The sequence below is a fragment of the Streptomyces sp. NPDC050147 genome (genome assembly GCF_040660195.1).
Lineage (GTDB): Bacteria > Actinomycetota > Actinomycetes > Streptomycetales > Streptomycetaceae > Streptomyces.
Window position 1 is genome coordinate 37993 of record NZ_JBFALJ010000021.1, and the last position, 17183, is coordinate 55175.

10 protein-coding genes are annotated in these 17183 nt (G+C 70.3%); 2 read left to right on the top strand and 8 right to left on the bottom strand.

Annotation, left to right across the window (positions count from 1 at the left end; translation table 11 throughout):
- The first annotated feature begins 52 nt into the window (after positions 1-52).
- Complete coding sequence (locus AB0I94_RS28200) at positions 53-331, top strand: acyl carrier protein (protein ID WP_363312508.1); 279 nt, start codon at positions 53-55, stop codon at positions 329-331.
- On the opposite strand, the gene AB0I94_RS28205 is transcribed toward AB0I94_RS28200, so the two are convergent.
- Genes AB0I94_RS28205 through AB0I94_RS28240 form a run of 8 tightly spaced genes read right to left on the bottom strand, consistent with a single transcriptional unit; the run spans position 315 to position 15487 of the window.
- A complete protein-coding gene (locus AB0I94_RS28205) occupies positions 315-1544 on the bottom strand; it encodes a class I SAM-dependent methyltransferase (protein ID WP_363312509.1) in 1230 nt (409 codons plus the stop codon). The genes AB0I94_RS28200 and AB0I94_RS28205 overlap by 17 nt on opposite strands.
- On the bottom strand, positions 1544-7531 hold the full coding sequence (locus AB0I94_RS28210; protein ID WP_363312511.1) for an amino acid adenylation domain-containing protein: 5988 nt from the start codon (positions 7529-7531) through the stop codon (positions 1544-1546). The genes AB0I94_RS28205 and AB0I94_RS28210 overlap by 1 nt, the downstream gene beginning before the upstream one ends.
- Positions 7524-9476, bottom strand: coding sequence for a condensation domain-containing protein (locus tag AB0I94_RS28215; protein WP_363312513.1), 1953 nt, complete (start codon positions 9474-9476; stop codon positions 7524-7526). Before AB0I94_RS28215 ends, AB0I94_RS28210 begins: the two co-directional genes overlap by 8 nt.
- A gap of 5 nt (positions 9477-9481) precedes the next feature.
- A complete protein-coding gene (locus AB0I94_RS28220; protein WP_363312514.1) occupies positions 9482-10420 on the bottom strand; it encodes a TauD/TfdA family dioxygenase in 939 nt (312 codons plus the stop codon).
- A gap of 5 nt (positions 10421-10425) precedes the next feature.
- Complete coding sequence (locus tag AB0I94_RS28225; protein WP_363312515.1) at positions 10426-10671, bottom strand: hypothetical protein; 246 nt, start codon at positions 10669-10671, stop codon at positions 10426-10428.
- The gene (locus AB0I94_RS28230; protein ID WP_363312516.1) at positions 10668-10889 is read right to left on the bottom strand and encodes an MbtH family NRPS accessory protein; all 222 of its coding nucleotides are present in this window, start codon (positions 10887-10889) and stop codon (positions 10668-10670) included. The genes AB0I94_RS28225 and AB0I94_RS28230 overlap by 4 nt, the downstream gene beginning before the upstream one ends.
- 3 nt (positions 10890-10892) lie before the next feature.
- Positions 10893-14204, bottom strand: coding sequence for an amino acid adenylation domain-containing protein (locus AB0I94_RS28235; RefSeq protein ID WP_363312517.1), 3312 nt, complete (start codon positions 14202-14204; stop codon positions 10893-10895).
- Positions 14201-15487 carry an MFS transporter gene (locus tag AB0I94_RS28240; protein ID WP_363312615.1) on the bottom strand — a complete coding sequence of 429 codons (1287 nt, stop codon included), beginning with the start codon at positions 15485-15487 and terminating at the stop codon, positions 14201-14203. The genes AB0I94_RS28235 and AB0I94_RS28240 overlap by 4 nt, the downstream gene beginning before the upstream one ends.
- 321 nt (positions 15488-15808) lie before the next feature.
- Between AB0I94_RS28240 and AB0I94_RS28245 the strand changes: the two genes are divergently transcribed.
- Positions 15809-17170, top strand: a complete 1362-nt coding sequence (locus AB0I94_RS28245; RefSeq protein WP_363312518.1) for a radical SAM protein — start codon at positions 15809-15811, stop codon at positions 17168-17170.
- Positions 17171-17183: the final 13 nt, after the last annotated feature.

Sequence of the window (17183 nt, forward strand, 5' to 3'; positions counted from 1 at the left end):
CTCATCCCAAGACGTGCGTCGATGCCCTCTCCGTCCAGCGGAGGCGTGATACGTGAGGCGGCGCAAACCAGATGAAAACGAAAACGACCTCTCGGGACCTGTCCGAGAAGGAGACCCGGAAGCCGTCCAGCAACTCTGCGCCCGCGTTCTCAGCGTGGGCGAAGTCGGCGCCGGTAACAACTTCGTCGGACTGGGCGGGGATTCCATCACGGCGATGAAGCTCGCCACCGCCTGCCGGCGCGAGGGCATCGCCGTACGCAGCGTCCGTTTCCTCACGGCGGACACCCTCGCGGACACGCTCCCCCGGCCGGAGGTCAACGCCGCGCGCTGAGCAGGAACATCTGGCCCGCGATCGTCGGATCCTGTGCCGCGCGGTCCCGGTCGAGCTCCGCGAGCCTGGCCAGGTGGTCCGCGTCCGTCCCTACCGCGCCGGCCCCCGTGACCTGCCAGTCGGGGAACGTACAGAAAGGCGTGGTGCGCACATCCCCGAAGCCCGCCGCAGCGCACTCGGCGCGCAGGTCCTCCGGGTCGCTCAACCGGCCCCGCAGCTGGGCCATTTCCGTTGGGGAGTAGAAGGACAGGAACGTCTGGAAGCGGCAAGCGGGTGCCCATGCGCTCACGACAAGGAGCCCGCCAGGCCGGAGCGTCCGGAACGACTCGGCGAGGAAGCGCTCGCGCTGAGCCCCGGACAGGTGGTTGACCGTGCCCATCATGCAGGTGACGAGGTCGAAGGAGCCGTCCCTGAACGGCATCCGCGTGCCGTCCGCGACGGCGAAGCGGCGCGCCCACTGATCATCCACGCAGGCACGGACTCCGGCGTCGCTGAGATCGATGCCGTACGACCGCACCCCGTACCGGTCGAGGACCTGCGGGTAGCGCAAGGTGCCGCTGCCGACGTCGAGCGAGGTGGTGACGGCGGAGATATCCCCGATGGCCGTGAGCAACTGGATCAGTTCAAGGTGCTTCTTGGCGCTGTCGTGTAGTCCGGTGTGGTCGAACTGGACGTAGAACAGCGCGTCGTAGGCGGCGATCCGCGAGTCGGAGTTCTTGAGCAGACCGCGTGCTTCCAGGTCCCTGACGAGGAGGGAGGGAGAATGGGGAGAATCCTGCCGGACTGCATCCGGTGCGGTCGACGGCGAGTCGGCTCGCGTCCGGCAGTACTCATGGTGCTTCCAGGCGTCCTGGTACATCGCGTCCCAGGCGAGCAGCGTCTCGAAGCGATCGGCCGCCTCGGCATACCTGTCCTGCTCCTGCAAGGCCCGCGCACTCTCGTACAGCAGACGCTTGTCGTCATCTCCGGGACCGCTCAGTGCCGCCTGCTGAAAGGCAATGGCCGCGGCCGATTCCGCCCCGATGCGCTGGAAGCACTCACCGGTCAAGTACAGGGCTGCGGCGCGAAGTGGAGCGTTCTGGGCAGCGGCCTGGAGCTTGCCGATCGCCGCGCGGTGCCGGCCCGCGTCGACCAGCGCCCGTCCGGCGTCGAACGCGGCCCTGGCGTCGTCGAGCAGCTCCAGAGGCTCGTCCTCTGTCGGCGTCTTCGTCATCAGGCGGGCCCCGTCCGCAAGTCATCGGGCAGTTCAGCCAGGTCGGCAGGATCGGTCAGGTCCTTGAGGGCGTGTGCGAAGTCGTCGAGCAGCTTGGTGACGGTCGACTCCTGGAAGAGTTCGGTGCTGTACTCCAGGAACCCGGTGATCTCGCCGTCCACGTCGGACGGGCTGACTCCGTCCCGCACGTCCTGGCTCTCCTGGAGGACCAGCGCCACGTCGGACCTGGTGGTGTCGAGACCGGCGGGGACGGGTTCGATGTGCAGTCCCGGAAGCTCGACGCCGGACCGTCCCGGCGTGTTGTTCAGCACCAGCTTGGTCTGGAAGAGCGGGCTGTGGCGGCGGCTGCGGGGCGGATTGAGGGCCTGAACGACCCTTTCGAAGGGCACGTCCTGGTGGCTGAGCGCTTCGAGCACCGTGCCGTGGACCCGCGCGAGGAGCTCCCGCCGGGTCGGCCCTCCGGACAGGTCGACGCGGAGCGTCAGTTGGTTGACGAAGAAGCCGAGCATCTCCTGTGTCTCGGCGGCGGTGCGGCCCGCGACATCGGTGCCGACGGTCACCTCCCGCTCGCCCGTGTGGGCGCACAGGGCCACGCCGAGCGCGGTGAGCAGCACGGCGAACGGAGTGACACCGGACGTCCGGCACAGCCGACGGATCTCCCCCACGGTCTGCGCTGGGATGGAGACCGGGAGCAGCCGGCCGCTGCCGGTGGGCCGGGCGGGCCGTGGGTGGTCCGTGGACAGGAGGGGCAGCTCGACGATACCGGCCAGCTTGCTTTTCCAGTAAGCCAGTTGGGCGTCCAGGTGACCCTCGTCGAGCAGCCGCCGCTGCCATACGGCGTAGTCGGCGTACTGGACCGACGGCGCGGCGAGGCCGGGATCACGCCCCGCCGTGAACGCCTCGTAGAACGCGGCGAAGTCGTCGTTGAAGAGTCCCAACGACCAGCCGTCGTGGACGATGTGATGCAGCGACAGGAGCAGCGCGTGGTCCTGCGGGTCGAGGCGCACCAGGTGGGCGCGGAGGACCGGTCCCTCGGCCAGGTCGAAGGGGCGGCGGTACTCCTTTCGCACCAGGCGGGCCAGTTCCGCTTCCCGGTCCGCCTGCGGCAGGCCGGTGAGGTCGACCAGTGGGAGCGGCACCGGCTGCGGCGGCCGGATCTCCTGCCGGGGCACTCCGTCGGGCGCGGTGATCAGGGTCCGCAGGACCTCGTGCCGGGCGACGAGGGCGTCGAGCGTCCGGGACAGCGCCCCGATGTCGAGCGGGCCGCGGATCCGGTCGAAGACCGGCACGTTGTAGCGGGGGTCTCCCGGGTTCAACTGGTCCATGAACCACAGGCGTTCTTGTGCGTACGAGGCGGGAAGCGCCCCTGCGCGGGGCACGGCGGTCAGCTGCGGCGGGGCGTCGGCCGCAGGCTCCCGCAGCGTGTCGACGCAGGCGGCGAGCTCGGCGAGGGTCCGGTGGTTGAACGGGGCACGCGCGGGCAGGGCGACGTTCAGGCGCTTGCGCAGGCGGAAGACGACCTGGAGGGTGAGCAGCGAGTGCCCGCCGAGCCCGAAGAAGTCGTCGTCGGGCGTGACGTCACCGCAGTCGAGCAGCTCGCGCCAGATGTCGGCGACGATCTGCTCGGTCCCGGTGAGTTCCCGGGCGGCCACGCCCCAGACGGCGCGCTCGACGACCGCGGGGTCCGCCGCGAGCCGGCGCAGCTGGGTGCGGTCGGCCTTGCCGTTCGACGTGAGCGGTAGCTCGGACAGCGGGACGTAGTGGGTGGGAAGGACCGGTTCGGGGAGCCAGCGGCGTACGTGGGCGTCGATGTCCGGAATGATCATTGCGCAGGCCCGGCGCCAGTGCGGGTCGTTGGTGTGCCGCCGTCCATCGAAGACCTCGGCTTCCCGGCCTGTGGCGACGGCCGGGAGCGCGGACGGCACGGCTGCCGCGTCGCGGCGCGTCAGGAAGACGTCGCGGCGCGTCAGGAAGACGTCGTACGCGCCGTCGGCCCGCCCGTCCCGCCAGCTCAGCTCCACCTCGTACGCGCACTGCTCCGCAAGCTCCCACCAGTCCTCCGGCGCGTGACCTTGCGAGGTCACGGCGGCGGCCCGCGCCCGGAGTTCACCCACGGAGGAGGCAGGCGCCCGCTCTGCGATGAGGTCGCGCAGGCTCAGTGCGGCGGACAGCCGGGCGTTGGGCACACCGGTGAGGCGCAGCCGCTCGGGGCGCTCCCGTTGGACGAGGCGTAGGAGCTCGTCCGGCGCGAGAGGTGATGCGGCCCAGTCGAGCACCGGGCCGGAGGGCTCAGATGCGGCCGCCTTGGGGCCGACGGCGAGGACGACGTCGTACCGATAGTGGGTGAGCTCGTTGTCGTCGCGGCCGCGCTTGGGCTCCACGCGGACCTGCGCCACCCGAGGCCAGCGCGCCGCGAGTTCCTCGAACAGGGCGGGATCGACGCACAGTTCGGGATCCAGGTCGCTCTGGCGGCGGATCTTGGAGCGGAGTTCGGCGATGCGCATGTTCGCCGGGGCCCGGTGCGCCTGGACGGACGTGTGGAACAGCTCCAGCAGCGGCAGGCTGCGCAGATCGCCGAGGAAGACATGGCCGCCGTCGGGCACCGCGTCGACGGCCTGCCGGAGCACGTCGAGGAGGTAGCCGGCCGAAGGGAAGTACTGGACGACGGAGTTGAGCACCACCGTGTCGGGCGCCGGTTTTGTCGCCTGCGGGGTGATGCTCTGGTGCGCGGGAGCCGTGCGGACATCGACCCGTCCCGGCGGGAGGTCCATAGCGTCCACGGTGCTCTGCACGTAGGCGACGGCGGGGGCGGAGATGTCGGTGGCCCGGTAACTGCGGCAATCGGCGGCCAGGTTGAACAGGATCATGCCGGTGCCGCTGCCGATCTCCAGGACGTCGCGCGGCCGCAGGGCACGGATGCGGCCGAGCGTGTTGTCCAGCCAGGAGCGCATCTGTCCCTCGTCCAAGGCCCGGCCTGTGTAACTGCTCAGCCAGCCTGCGAGGTTGAATGATGCTTCGTCCCGGCCCGTCGGCAGATCGCCGTAGGTGGTCTCGTAGAGCCGACGCCACTCCTCGACTCGGTCTGCGTCCCAGTTCCTCTCGCTCCGGGAGCCGTCGCGCAGGCGGACGAAGGCGACGATCCGCTCATCGCCCGGTTCACGGCTCACCACCTCGACGGCGCATTCGTGGACCTCGGGATGGCTGCGCACCGCGGCCTCGACCTCGGCGGGTTCGAGCCGGTGGCCCCGCACCTTGACCTGCTCATCCCTGCGGCCCAGGTATTCCAGGTCGCCGCCGGGCAGCAGCCGGACCAAATCCCCCGTCCGGTAGAGGCGGACGCCCGGGACGGTGCTGAAGGGGTCGGGCACGAAGCGGTCGGCGGTGAGCGCCGGACGCCGCCAGTAGCCCTGGCCGACTCCGGCACCGCCGACGCAGGCCTCGCCCGGCACGCCGACCGGCACCGGGCGCAGCGCCTCGTCCAGGACGTGTACGCGAACGTTGGCGATCGGCCGCCCGATCGGCACCCGGCCCGCGCCGCCTTCCGGTGGCGCGCTGTCCGCCTCGTACGCGGTGCAGGCCACGGCAGTCTCGGTGGGCCCGTATTCGTTGATGATGCGGGCCTCGGGTGTGCCGGCGCGGAGCGCCGACAGGGCGTCGTCGTGCAGCCCCTCCCCGCCGAGGATGACGGTCCGGGCAGGCAGGGCGAGCGGGGCGTCGTCGGCGTGCTGTTCGAGGAGCCTCAGGTGCGAGGGCGTCAGTTTGACGAAGCTCAGGTCGGCGGCGTCGGCAAGGAGGTCGCGCAAGGCCACGTCCGGGGCGTCGGCGGTGGCCGCTGCCGGGAGCACCACGCGCTGCCCGGCAAGCAGGGGTGCGAAGATGCTCGTCACGGTCAGGTCGAAGGCGAGCGACGAGTGCACGGGCACGCCCGTCCCCGTGGACGCGGAGTAGTAATCCTTGGCCCACAGCAGGTAGTTGACGACGTTGCGGTGGGTGAGGAGCGCCGCCTTGGGACGGCCGGTGGAGCCCGAGGTGAACATGAGGTAGATCAGGTCGTCCGCCGTCACACGGACGTCCGGGGCGGTCGCGGGCCGCCTGGCGATCGCGTCGGCCTCGGCAGTGAGCCCGAGGACTCGGGCGTCGCCGGGTTCCACTTCCACCGGCAGGCCGTCGTCCACCACCAGGACGGTGGCCTCGCTGTCGGCGAGCATGGCGTTGGTCCGGGACGGTGGGTGCGTGCGGTCGAGCGGCACGTAGGCGGCGCCGGTCTTGAGGATCGCGAGCAGCGCGGTCACGGTACGCGGCCCGTGACCCATCAGGACGGCCACGACGGTGCCGGGCCGCGCTCCGGCGTCCCGCAGATGGTGGGCGAGCCGGTTGGCCGCGCCGTCGAGTTCCCCGTACGTCCTTGAGTGGCCCGGCGCGCGTACAGCGACCGCGTCGGGCGTGCGGGAGGCCTGGGCCGCCACCAGTTCGTGCAGGGGCGTCTCACAGGTCTCGGTGCCGGTGTCGTTCCACTCGGTCACGATGCGCCGCAGTTCGCGCGCGGAGAGCACGGGCAGGGCGGACAGGCGCCGGTCGGCGTCGGCGGTGACGGCACGGAGCAGTTCGCCGAGGGAGTCGCAGATGCGGGCGACGGTGGTGGTGTCGAAGAGGTCGGTGGCGTAGTCGACCAGACAGTCGAGGCCTTCGTCGGTCTCCAGGATGTTGAAGTCGAGGTCGAAGCGCGATGACTCGGCCGCCGTGTCGAGCAGCTCCACCGTCAGGCCGGAAGGGTTCCCGGTCATGGCCGGCGTGTTGTGCAGGGTGAAATTCACCTGGTAGAGCGGGTTGCGCGCGAGGTCGCGCTCGGGGAACAGGCGCTGGGCGATCAGGTCCACCGATGCGTCCTGGTGGTCGTGCGCCGCCAGGCAGGTGCTGCGTACGCGGGCCAGTTGCTCGGCGAAGCTCGGGTCGCCGTCAAGGCGCACCCTGAAGAGCACCGAGTTGGCGAAGAAGCCCACCAGGCCGTGCAGTTCGCTCTGTCGCCGGTTGGCGACGGCGCCGCCGATGAGCATGTCGGCCTGCCCGCTGTAGCGGTACAGGACGGTGGCGAGCGCGGTGAGCAGCGTCATGTGGAGCGTGGCCCCGTGGCGTACGCCCAGCTCGTACAGGGCCTCGGTCAGCTCCGCGTCCAGCACGAAATGGTAGGTGGCGCCCCGGTGGCTCTGCACGGGCGGGCGCGGCCGGTCCGTGGGCAGGTCGAGGCGGTCGGGGGCGCCGCTGAGGTGCGTTTCCCAGTAGGCCAGCTGCCGCCGGGCCTCCGTGCCGTCCTCGCAGGCCGCCTGCCAGCGGGCGTAGCCGCCGAACTGGACCGGCAGGGGCGGCAGCGGACTGGGCAGGCCGAGCGAGAACTCCTCGTACAGAGCGGTCAGTTCGCGGCCGAGGACGGCGAGCGACCAGCCGTCCACGATGATGTGGTGGAAGACCGCGACGAGCACCGACTCGTCGGCGGTCAACCGCAGCAGCCGGAACCGCACGGGCGGGGTGTCCGCGAGGTTGAAGGGGATGCCGTGTTCGGCCGCGATGAGCCGGTCCGCCTCGGCGGCGCGCCGGGCCGGCGGGAGTCCCCGCAGGTCGACGACGGTCAACTCGACCCGCGCGGCGGCCCGGACGCGCTGCACGGGGACGCCGTCGACCGTGGGGAACACGGTGCGCAGGATCTCATGCCGGGCGGTGATCTCGTCCAGGCAGCGGTGCAGCAGGGCGGGGTCGAGCCGCCCGGTGAGCCGGAAGGGGTTCACGCTGGTGTAGGCGGAACTGTCCGGCTGCAGCGCGCCAAGGAAGAGGATGCGGCGCTGCGCCGACGACACCGGTGCGTCGCCGTCGGCGGGTCCGGAGAACAGGCTCAGCGGCGGGTTGATGCCGCGTTCGCCCAGCTGCCGGAGCAGTTGTGCGCGCTGCTTGGCGGTGAGGTTCTGGATCCGCTCGGCGAGATCGGCTTCAGACATGGTCCTCCTGTCGATCCAGGGCGTCCACGAGCGCGCTCAGTTCATCGGCTTGCGTGCTGCCGCCGGGCAGGGTGCCGTCCGGCGAGGCGGCGGCGATCGCCTCGGCGAGGCCCGCGGGGGTGGGGCCGCGGAAGAAGGCCTCCAGGGTCACATCGGCGCCGTAGCGCTCCTGGACCCGGGTGATGAGCACCGTCGCGAGCAGCGAATGGCCGCCGTGCTGGAAGAAGTTGTCGTGCCGTCCGATGCCGGTGCGGCCGAGGAACTCCTCCCACAGGGCAACGAGTTCACGCTCCATGGGGCCGACGGGTGCGGAGTGGGCGAGTGGCTCGGTTTTGGGTCCGGGTTGGGGAGCAGCCTCCTGTGAGGGCGCGGCGACCAGGCGTCCGTTCCCATCCGACTGCACAGCGACGCCGGTCGGCCGTGCGGGGGCGTCGGGCCCGTCGCGGCGGACGAGTTCACCGACCGATCCGCGTGGTGCGGGGTGGCCGTAGGCGTCGTGGACGCTCAGCACGGCGTCGGCGGGCAGGTCCGCGAGGGCGGTCGAGCGGCGCAGCTCGTCCGGGAGGGCGTCCGGTGCGTACGGGTGTTCTTCGGCCAGGGGGATGTCCCGCACGGCGCGGTCGGGCCGCTCGGCCAGCTCCCGCAGCGCCCGCTGCCAGGCCTCGGCCAGGGCGGCGACGGTGTCCTCGTCCCACAGCTCGGTCGCGTAGCCCAGGGTCGCCGACAGCCGTCCCGCCGTGTTCGTGACGGTGCACACCAGGTCGAAGGTGGTGACGGTGGTGGCCGCATCGCGCATCCGGATGCGCAAGCCCGGCACGGACAGCTCGTCGTCCGCCTCGACGATCATCTGGAACACGATCTGGAACAGCGGGTTCTGGTTGGCGCGGCGGGCCCCGCCGTGCGCGGCCACCAGCCGCTCGAAGGGCAGTTCCTGATGCTCGTACGCGTCATGGCAGGTCTCTGCGGTGGCACGCAGCACGTCGCGCAGCGTGTGGTCGTCGCGGACCAGGGTGCGCAGCACGACCATGTTCACGAAGGAGCCGATCACGTTCTGGGTCTCGGGGCGGGCCCGCCCGGAGGTGGTGCCGCCCACGGTGAGGTCGGCCCGGCCGCTGTGGCGGTGCAGCGCGACATAGAAGCCGGCGAGCAGGACCATGAACAGGCTCGCGCCCTCCTCACGGCCCAAAGTGTTCAGCTGTGCCGTGAGGCGGTCGTCGAGCGGTACGGAGAGTTCGCTGCTGCGGTAGGAGAGCTGTTCGGGGCGCGGGCGCCCGGTGGGCAACGGCAGTTCGGGCAGTGCGCGGATGCGTTCGCGCCAGTGGTCGAGGAGCCGGTCGTGGCCGCCGCTCGCCTCGGCGCGCTGCTGCCAGGCGGCGAAATCCGCGTACTGCAGGCGTGGTTCGGGCAGACCGTGCGGGGTTTCGGTGACGTGGGCGCGGTACAGCGCGGTGAGTTCGCGCAGGAAGAGGTCGAGGGACCAGGCGTCGGCCACGATGTGATGGAGCGTCACCAGGAGGACGGAGCGCTGGTCGGTGAGGCGGATCAGCGTGGTCCGAAGGAGGGGCACGCGCCGCAGGTCGAAGGGTTCGGCGGCCTCCTGCCCGGCCAGCCCTGCGACCAGGCCCTGCTCGTCGACCGACGTGTTCCGCCCGAGCAGGGAGCGCAGGTCGATGATGCGCAGGGCGGGCTCGTGGTCGGTGACGATCTGGCTCAGCCGGCCGTCGAGGACGCGGAAGCAGGTGCGCAGGCTCTCGTGGCGGCGCACGCAGCCCCGGACGGCCGCGTCCAGGGCCGCCGGGTCGAGAACTCCGGTCAGGTCGAGGACACGGGCGACCGTGAACACACTTGTCTGGTCGGCCAGTTCATCCAAGAAGTACATCCGCGACTGGGCGTACGACGCGTCGCTCACCAGGGCTGAACCGGTCGGTGGTGTCGGTGCCGTCACGCCGCTCACCTCCGCCCGGTCATCGCGAGCGCCTCGGCCATGGCGACGGCGATCGTACGGGGACGGGTGTAGGGCTCCCTGCCGTGCGCGGTCAGCATGTTGTCGATGACCAGGACGTCGTCGCGGGACCAGTCGAAGCGGGTGGCCGAAGAGCGGTAACAGTCGCGTACGTGCGCCATGACGTCGTCGGGGATGTCCCCGCCGTCGCCGAAGTAGCTCTGGTTGGGCAGGTCCTCCTCGCCGAAGAGTTCGAGCATGCCCTCGCGGTTCTCCGGCGACAGTGTCGAGAGGTGGAAGACCGCGGCGTGGTTGAACCACACCTCGTCCCCCGTCTCGGGGTGCCGGTGCACGGCCTCGCGCACCGATGACGTACGCAGCCTGCCGTCCGCGCGCCATTGGGCGGTGACGCCGTTGGCCGCGCAGAACCGCTCCACCTGCGACCGGTCGTCGGTGTCGTAGACCTCCTGCCAGCTCAGCCCGAACTCGGGGCCGAAGTTGCGCACCACCATCCAGCCGCGCCGCTCGAACTCCTCGCGCACGGCGGGGTCGAGGACGCGCAGGACCTGGCGGGTGTCCGACAGCGGGGTCGCTCCGCCGCCTCCCGGTGGCTCGACACAGTAGAAGTACAGGCTCATCGGCCAGGAGACACGGTAGGAGTTCTCGTTGTGGAAGAAGATCTCCTCGTGCGGCGGATAGTCGGTGGAGGTGTAGACGCGGCCCTTGATGGTGCTGCGCGGCGAGGACCGTTCCTCGTACGGCAGCGGGTCCTCGCCGGACAGTTCACGCACGGCGGACTCGAATCCGTCCACGCCCCCGACGGCGAAGCCGCGCAGCAGCACGGCGCCCTCCCTGCGCAGCCGCTGCCGGATCCCGGTGCGGTCCCTGCCGATCCGGTCGAGGAGGTCCTCGCCCTCGTGTGCCTCGATGACGTGGGGCAGCTGCACGGCCGTCACTTCCGTCCGGCGGGCGGCTCGAACCGCAGCTCGTCGGTGCAGTAGGCGCGCCACTGCGGTGTCGCCGCGTCCCACAGCACCCCTTGGTCGGCGAGGACGGGGTGCCGTACGACGGCCAGGTCCTCGCGCAGATACACCACGGTGTCGTCGGGAAGATCTCGCTGCTCCCGCGCCGCCGATTCGGCCCAGCCGGCGAATCCGCGTACATCGCCGAGGAGGCAGCCCTGGTAGTACGGCGTCATCCCGCGGCCCCCCGCTCGGTCCTGCGGCGCAGGCTCAGCGGCCGCATGTCGGTCCACACCGTCTCGATGTGTGCCAGGCACTCCTCGCGCGCCCCGCCGTACCCGGCGTCCTCCCAGCCCGCGGGCCGCGGCTGGTCGACAGGCCAGATCGAGTACTGCTCCTCGTGGTTGACGACGACCCGGTATCCGCCCGGGACGCCGCCGATGGGTCCAGTCATCACTTAACCCTCCTCGTACGCAATGCGTTGGCGGACGACCGGGACGATCCGGTCGGGCCCGCCGGGTATCCGGTCCGTCCCGCCGCGTGCGGCGGTCTCGGCGAGCAGCTTCTCGACCAGCGGCGCGAGACGGCCCACGGTCGGTGCGCGGAAGAAGGCCCGTACGGTGATGTCCACGCCCCAGGTGTCGTGCGCGGCCGCGATCACGCGCATCACCATCAGGGAGTCGCCGCCGTGGCTGAAGAAGTCGTCGTTGACGCCGATGTCCGTGCGGCGCAGCGCGGTGCGCCACAGGTCGAGCAGGGTGTGCTCGACGGGGGTGCGGGCGGGCCTCGCGGTACCGGGTGGAGCGACCTCGGTGCCGTGGACCCGCGGCAGCGCGGCGCGATCCAGCTTGCCGTTCGGGGTGAGCGGCAGCTCGGTGAGGAGCACCAGGCGGTCGGGCAGCATGTAGAGCGGCAGGTGTTCGCGCAGCACGCCGTGCCAGTCCACGTCGTGCTGGCCGGCACTCGGTACGAGGTAGGCGTGGAGGCGCTTGGCGTCCTGCTCCCCCTCGGTGAGGACGACGGCGTCCCTGATGTACGGGGAGCGGCGGAACGCGGCCTCGATCTCGCCGAGTTCGACGCGGTAGCCGCGCACCTTGAGCTGGTGGTCGCGGCGGCCGAGGAACTCGATGCGCAGGCCGTGCGGCCCCTGCCGGTAGCGGCCGCGGTCGCCGGTCCGGTACATCCGCGCGCCCGGCCGGTCGGCGAAGGGGTGCGGCACGAAGGCGTCCGCGGTGCGGCCGGGGGCGCCCAGGTAGCCGCGGCTGAGGGTGGGGCCCGCGATGTAGAGGGTGCCGGGCACGCCCGGGGGCACCAGGCGCATCCGGTCGTCGAGGAGGTACGCCTCGGTGCCGGGCAGGGGCGTGCCGATGAGCACGGATTGTGTGTCGTGGTCGTCGGCGCCGACGGTGAAGTAGGTGCTGTCGATGGTGCCTTCGGTCAGTCCGTAGCAGTTGACGACGTCCGTGTCAGGGCCGCACAGCCCGCGGATGCGCGCCAGTTCGTCGGCGGGGAAGGTGTCGGAGCCGACGATGAGCAGTTTGAGGAAGGCCAGGTCCGCGCCGCTCTCGGCGACGTGCGCGGCAAGGGTGCGCAGCACCGTGGGCACGAAGTCGGCGACGTCGATGTCCTCGTCGCGCATCAGCCTCAGCAGCCGGGCCGGAAGGAGCAGCGTCTCGCGGGGGCAGACGACGAGAGTCGCGCCGGAGCCGATGCTGCGGACGAGTTCGCCGAGGTAGCCGTCGAAGCTGAAGTTGGCCATCTGCAGATGGCCGCTGATCCGTCCGCGCAGCGCGAAGGCATGCTCCCATGCGAGCTGGATGCGCCGCAGCGATCCGTGCGTGGCCATGACGCCCTTCGGACGCCCCGTCGAGCCCGACGTATACATGACATAGCAGAGGCTGTCGGCGCCGAGCAGGCGTTCGGGCCGGGTGCCGGGGAAGCGGGCGGGGTCCGCGCCGTCCGGGCCCGCGACCAGGAGGCGTACGGAGTCGTCGGCCAGGTCGGGGACGAGCGACTCCTGGGTGACCACTATGTCCACCCCGGCGTCGGCGACGATCATCGCGCGGCGGGACGCCGGGCTGTCGAGGTCGAGCGGCACATGGGCGGCGCCCGCCTTCCACACGGCGAGGACCGCGACGACGCTCTCCGCGGAGCGCTCCATGTAGATGCCGACCCGGGATCCGGGCGTGACGTTCTCGCCGCGCAGCCGGTGGGCGAGACGGTTGGCGGCGCGGTCCAACTCGCCGTAGCTGAGCCGGGTTTCGCCGTGCACGAGGGCGGGGGCGTCGGGCTGGAGCTGCGCCCACTGCTCGAACACGTCGAGCACGCTGTCATCGGCCTCGGCGGGCTCGACGGGGGCGCCCGTCGCGGCGCGCAGCAGCGGCGTACGGGCCTCGGGGCCGGGGGCGCCGGTCAGGGCGACGGGCCGCTCCGGGTCCCGGACCATGTCGCCGAGCACGGATTGCCACAGGCGCAGCAGCGCGTCGATGGTCTCGGGCCGGTAGAGCCCGCTGTCGTACTGGGCGAGTGCGTCGGTGTGCCCCTCCTCGGCGAACACGTCGACGGTCAGGTCGAACTTGGCGAAGCCGATGTCCACTTCCTCGGCACTTGCGGTCAGCGTGCCGGGTCCGGTGCGGGTGGACGGCGTACCGATGTACTGGAAGGTGACGCCGAAGAACTGGCCGTCGCCCTCGGCGCGTTCGGTGTCTATGGCGGCGACGATGTCCTGGAAGGCGACCGTCTGATGGTCGTACGCGCCCAGGCAGGTCTGCCGCACCCGGGCCAGGGCCTGCCGGACGGTCGGGTCGCCGGAGAGGTCCGTGCGCAGGGCGAGCATGTTGAGGAAGGGGCCGATCAGCAGGTCGGCGTCGATGTCCTCCCGCAGGGAACTGGGCGTGCCGACCACGATGTCGTCCTGGTCCTGGTGGCGCGAGAGCGCGATCACGAAGCCGGTGAGCAGCACCATGAACGGGGTGGCACGCTCGGCTCGGGCCAACTCCCGTACGTGCTCCATCAGTTCGGGGTCGAGCGTGCGGAGCGCGACGGCGGCGGGCGGCGTGGCCCGCTCGGGAGGTGTGCGGTCGGGAGGCAGCCGCCGCAGTTCCGGGAGCCCGGACAACTGCTTGCGCCAGTAGGCGAGTTCGGCCTCATGGGCAGGGTCGCCCGCGCCCGGGTGGTGGCTCCGGGCGACGAAATCGGCGTACTGGGCGGGCAGCGGGGGCAGCTCGGCGGGGCGGGACTCGGCCTGGGCCGCGACGAGTTCGAGGAACTCGTCGATGAAGACCTGCCGGGACCAGCCGTCGCAGATGATGTGGTGCCAGTTGAGGAGCAGGGTGTGGTCGTCGGCGGCGGAGCGCAGCAGCGCCGTGCGGATCAGCGGGCCGGTCTCCAGGTCGAAGGGGCGCCGGGCATGCTCTTCGGCGATGCGCCGCGTCTGGGCGGCACGGAGCGCGGGGTCCAGCCCTGTGAGGTCGATCAGCTGTGTGCTCAGCGGCAGTTCCGGCTCGACGTGTACGCGCGGTACGCCGCCGTCGGCGGGGAAGCGGGCGCGCAGGACGTCGTGCCTGCGGACGATCTCGCCCACCGCTCGGGCGGCCGCGCCAGGGTCGAGCGGTCCGGTGAGACGGATCGCCGAGCACGCGTTGTACAGCGCGGTGCGAGGGTGCATCCGGTCCAGGAACCAGAAGCGTTCCTGGGCGGGTGACAGCGCGTCCGCTCCCTGGGAGGCTTGAGGGGTCGAGGGCCGGATACCAGGTGTGCCGAAGCTCATGCGACCCCTCCTGCCGGGCGGTCGGCGGCGTAGGGCCGGGCGATGCCGGTGAGCAGCCCGGTCACGGCGATGCCCATGACGACGACGCCGATGACGACACAGACCGTCGTGACGCCGGCCCCGGCGGCGGCCGCGGTCGTGACGGCCGCGCCGATCGGCCCCAGCGCCGTATGGATGGTCCAGAACGAGGACGTGACCCGGCCGAGGAGATGACTTGGGGTCACTTCCTGACGCAGGGACATCGACGAGATGCCCGCGATGCCCGTGCACATCAGGGTGACCGTCATCAGTACAGCGATCACCGGGACGCTCCCGGACAGGCCGATCCCGGCGACGGCGACACCCGCGAGCGAGAACGCACTGATCCAACTCACCCCGAAGCCAAGCCGTTTGCGCACCCGGGCGACCGCCGCCGAGGCGATGAACGAGCCGACGGTCCCGGCCGTCAGCACATAGCCGACGGTGGTGTCCGGGTGGTGCAGCTCATCCTTGACCAGGTAGATGACGAGGTCGGTCAGGCCATAGATGAGGAAGGTGATCAGTGAGAGCAGAACTGTCAGCGGCCGCAGTACGGGGTGCGCCCACAGGAACCTCACCCCGGCCAGGAACTCGTTGCGGATGCTGCCGCGTTCGGCAGTGTCAGCAGTGTCGGCCCGCCGTGGCTTGCCGTCGAACTTGACGAGCAGCACGCCGAGCGCGGAGACCGCGAAGGTCGCCGCGTCGATGCCGATCGCGGCGGCAGGGCCCGCGGACGAGGCCACGAAGCCCGCGAGCGCGGGCCCCGCGACGCTGGCCACGGCGTACGTCGCGTACATATGGCCGTTGGCCTTGGTGATCTGGTCCGGCTGGACGATGGCCGGCACCACGGTCACATAGGTGACCTGGAAGAGCATCGAGAAGCAGCCCGCGATGGGGACGACGGTGTAGATCAGCCAGAGCGGCGACGCGGAGATCCACGCCAGCGGGATCAGCAGATAGAGCAGACAGCGCGCCCCGTCGGCGAGCATCAGCAGCCGTCTGCGGTCGAAGCGGTCGACGACGACACCGGCGAACAGGCCGGTCAGGATCGACGCGACACCGGTGAGCCCGGTGACGAGGCCCATTTGAAGGACCGATCCCGTGGTGTGGAGTACCAGCAACGGCAAGGCGACATACGAGAAGGAGTCACCGAGCGCGGAAAGAGTCTGAACGCCTAAGAAAATTCGATATGCGGGGTTGCTCCATAAAGAGGGCGAACCGCCCTCCGCACCCGTCGGCCGCGCCTGATCCTGCTCCTCGGACAGTTCATCTGACAGTTCATCTGACGGCACGGGTTCCCCCATCCGGATCTGCCGGCGGGCAGTAAATCACAGGCCCACGAGAGCGTCAAGGTCGGCCAGGGCGTGGTGACTTGATGCACTTCTTGACGGTACTCCGTCATGCATGATAGGAATTCGATTTCGCTAGGACCGTCTGTGCGCAGCCCCATCCCCCTCTTCCCTGGAGAGAAATTGCGGGTCGCTTTTGTGCATACGCCCATGTCTACCGTTCCTATTGCTCAGCGCAAAGATTTCTGGCGGAACTTCGACATTCAATACCACGCGGCACATCCGGGTCTCGACCATATGCGCAAGAATATGTGGGAGCTTCCGCACTGGATGCACTGGCTGGCCGGAGTGCTCGTAGCGTACGGCTACGACGACATCGACGTGGTCGATCTCTACACCGATCCGGACACCTTCACACGGCCGGGCCATATGGCCGTGGACGTCGTGGAGGCGGCCGTGCGCGACCATCCGGCGGACGTCTACCTGTTCTCGCCGATGACGGTGAACCTCTGCTTCGCGTACGAGATCTCGGACGCCGTCAAGCGGATCCGGCCCGCGTCCTTCGTCGTGTACGGCGGGGTCGTCGCCACGCCGCTGAGCCACGAGGTGGCCGGCCACCCCAGCGTCGACTACGTCGTGGCCGACCGGGGCGAGCAGGCCCTTCCCGCGCTCCTCGACGCGCTGTCCCGCGGAGGCGACGTGGAGGGCGTGGGCAACCTCGTGTACCGGCGCTCCGACGGCACGACGGCCCGGACGGCGCCCCGCTATACGCAGCTGCACCCGGCCGACATCCCCTTTCCGAAGGTGGACCTTTTCCCTGCGAGTACCGGGGAAGACATCCGCTATTTACGCCAGGTCTATGCGCTCGGCTGCCCCTACCAGTGCACCTTCTGCACGATCCAGACCATCGGCAGGCGCCCCGACTATTTCCCGCTGGACCGCGTGATCAAGGAGATCCGCGCCTACCGGGCCCGCTACGGCGAGCGCCACAACATCTACTGGGGCGACGAGACCTTCACCCTGCATCCGGAACGTACCCTCGAACTCCTCGAGTTACTGGAGAAGGAAGGTGACATCAATTACGACTGCCAGACCCGACTGAATTGCCTGACGGACGACCGTATCCTGCGCAAGCTGAAGAGCAGCGGCTGCCAATGGGTGGAGATAGGCCTGGAGACCGCCTCCCAGGAAAGCCATGAAACGCATAAGCATCACATGAAGCTGAGCGCGACAAGGGAAACCCTCAAGAAGGTCAGGGACGCCGGGCTCGCCGCCTGTTCCTTCACCGTGAACGGCTTTCCCGACCAGACACCGGACGACATGCGCCGCAGCATCGACTGGGTCTGCCAACTCCTTGATGAGGACCTGCTGCAGGCGACGTACCTCTTCGGCCTCGTGCCGTATCCGGGAAGCGCCATGTTCGACACCCCGGAGCGCTTCGGCATGAAGCTGCTCCACCGGGACTTCCGCCTCTACCACGAGGACCTGCCCCCCGTCTTCGCGACCGACAAGGCCACCCCTGACCAGGTGTACGACGTGTTCCTGGAGGGTCAGGTGAAGTTCGCGCAGGCCATGGACAAGACCCCGTACTTCGGTTCCGCGCCGGTCCCCGGCACCGCCGACGAGTACGGCACCTTCTGGGCCGATGCCCACGTATAGCCTTCCGCGGCCA

Bases quoted from the DNA above. Each gene is read 5' to 3' on its own strand.
- AB0I94_RS28205 (WP_363312509.1), bottom strand. From the start codon at position 1,544: ATGACGAAGACGCCGACAGAGGACGAGCCTCTGGAGCTGCTCGACGAC.
- AB0I94_RS28225 (WP_363312515.1), bottom strand. From the start codon at position 10,671: ATGACGCCGTACTACCAGGGCTGCCTCCTCGGCGATGTACGCGGATTC.
- AB0I94_RS28210 (WP_363312511.1), bottom strand. From the start codon at position 7,531: ATGTCTGAAGCCGATCTCGCCGAGCGGATCCAGAACCTCACCGCCAAG.
- AB0I94_RS28235 (WP_363312517.1), bottom strand. From the start codon at position 14,204: ATGAGCTTCGGCACACCTGGTATCCGGCCCTCGACCCCTCAAGCCTCC.
- AB0I94_RS28230 (WP_363312516.1), bottom strand. From the start codon at position 10,889: ATGACTGGACCCATCGGCGGCGTCCCGGGCGGATACCGGGTCGTCGTC.
- AB0I94_RS28245 (WP_363312518.1), top strand. From the start codon at position 15,809: ATGCGCAAGAATATGTGGGAGCTTCCGCACTGGATGCACTGGCTGGCC.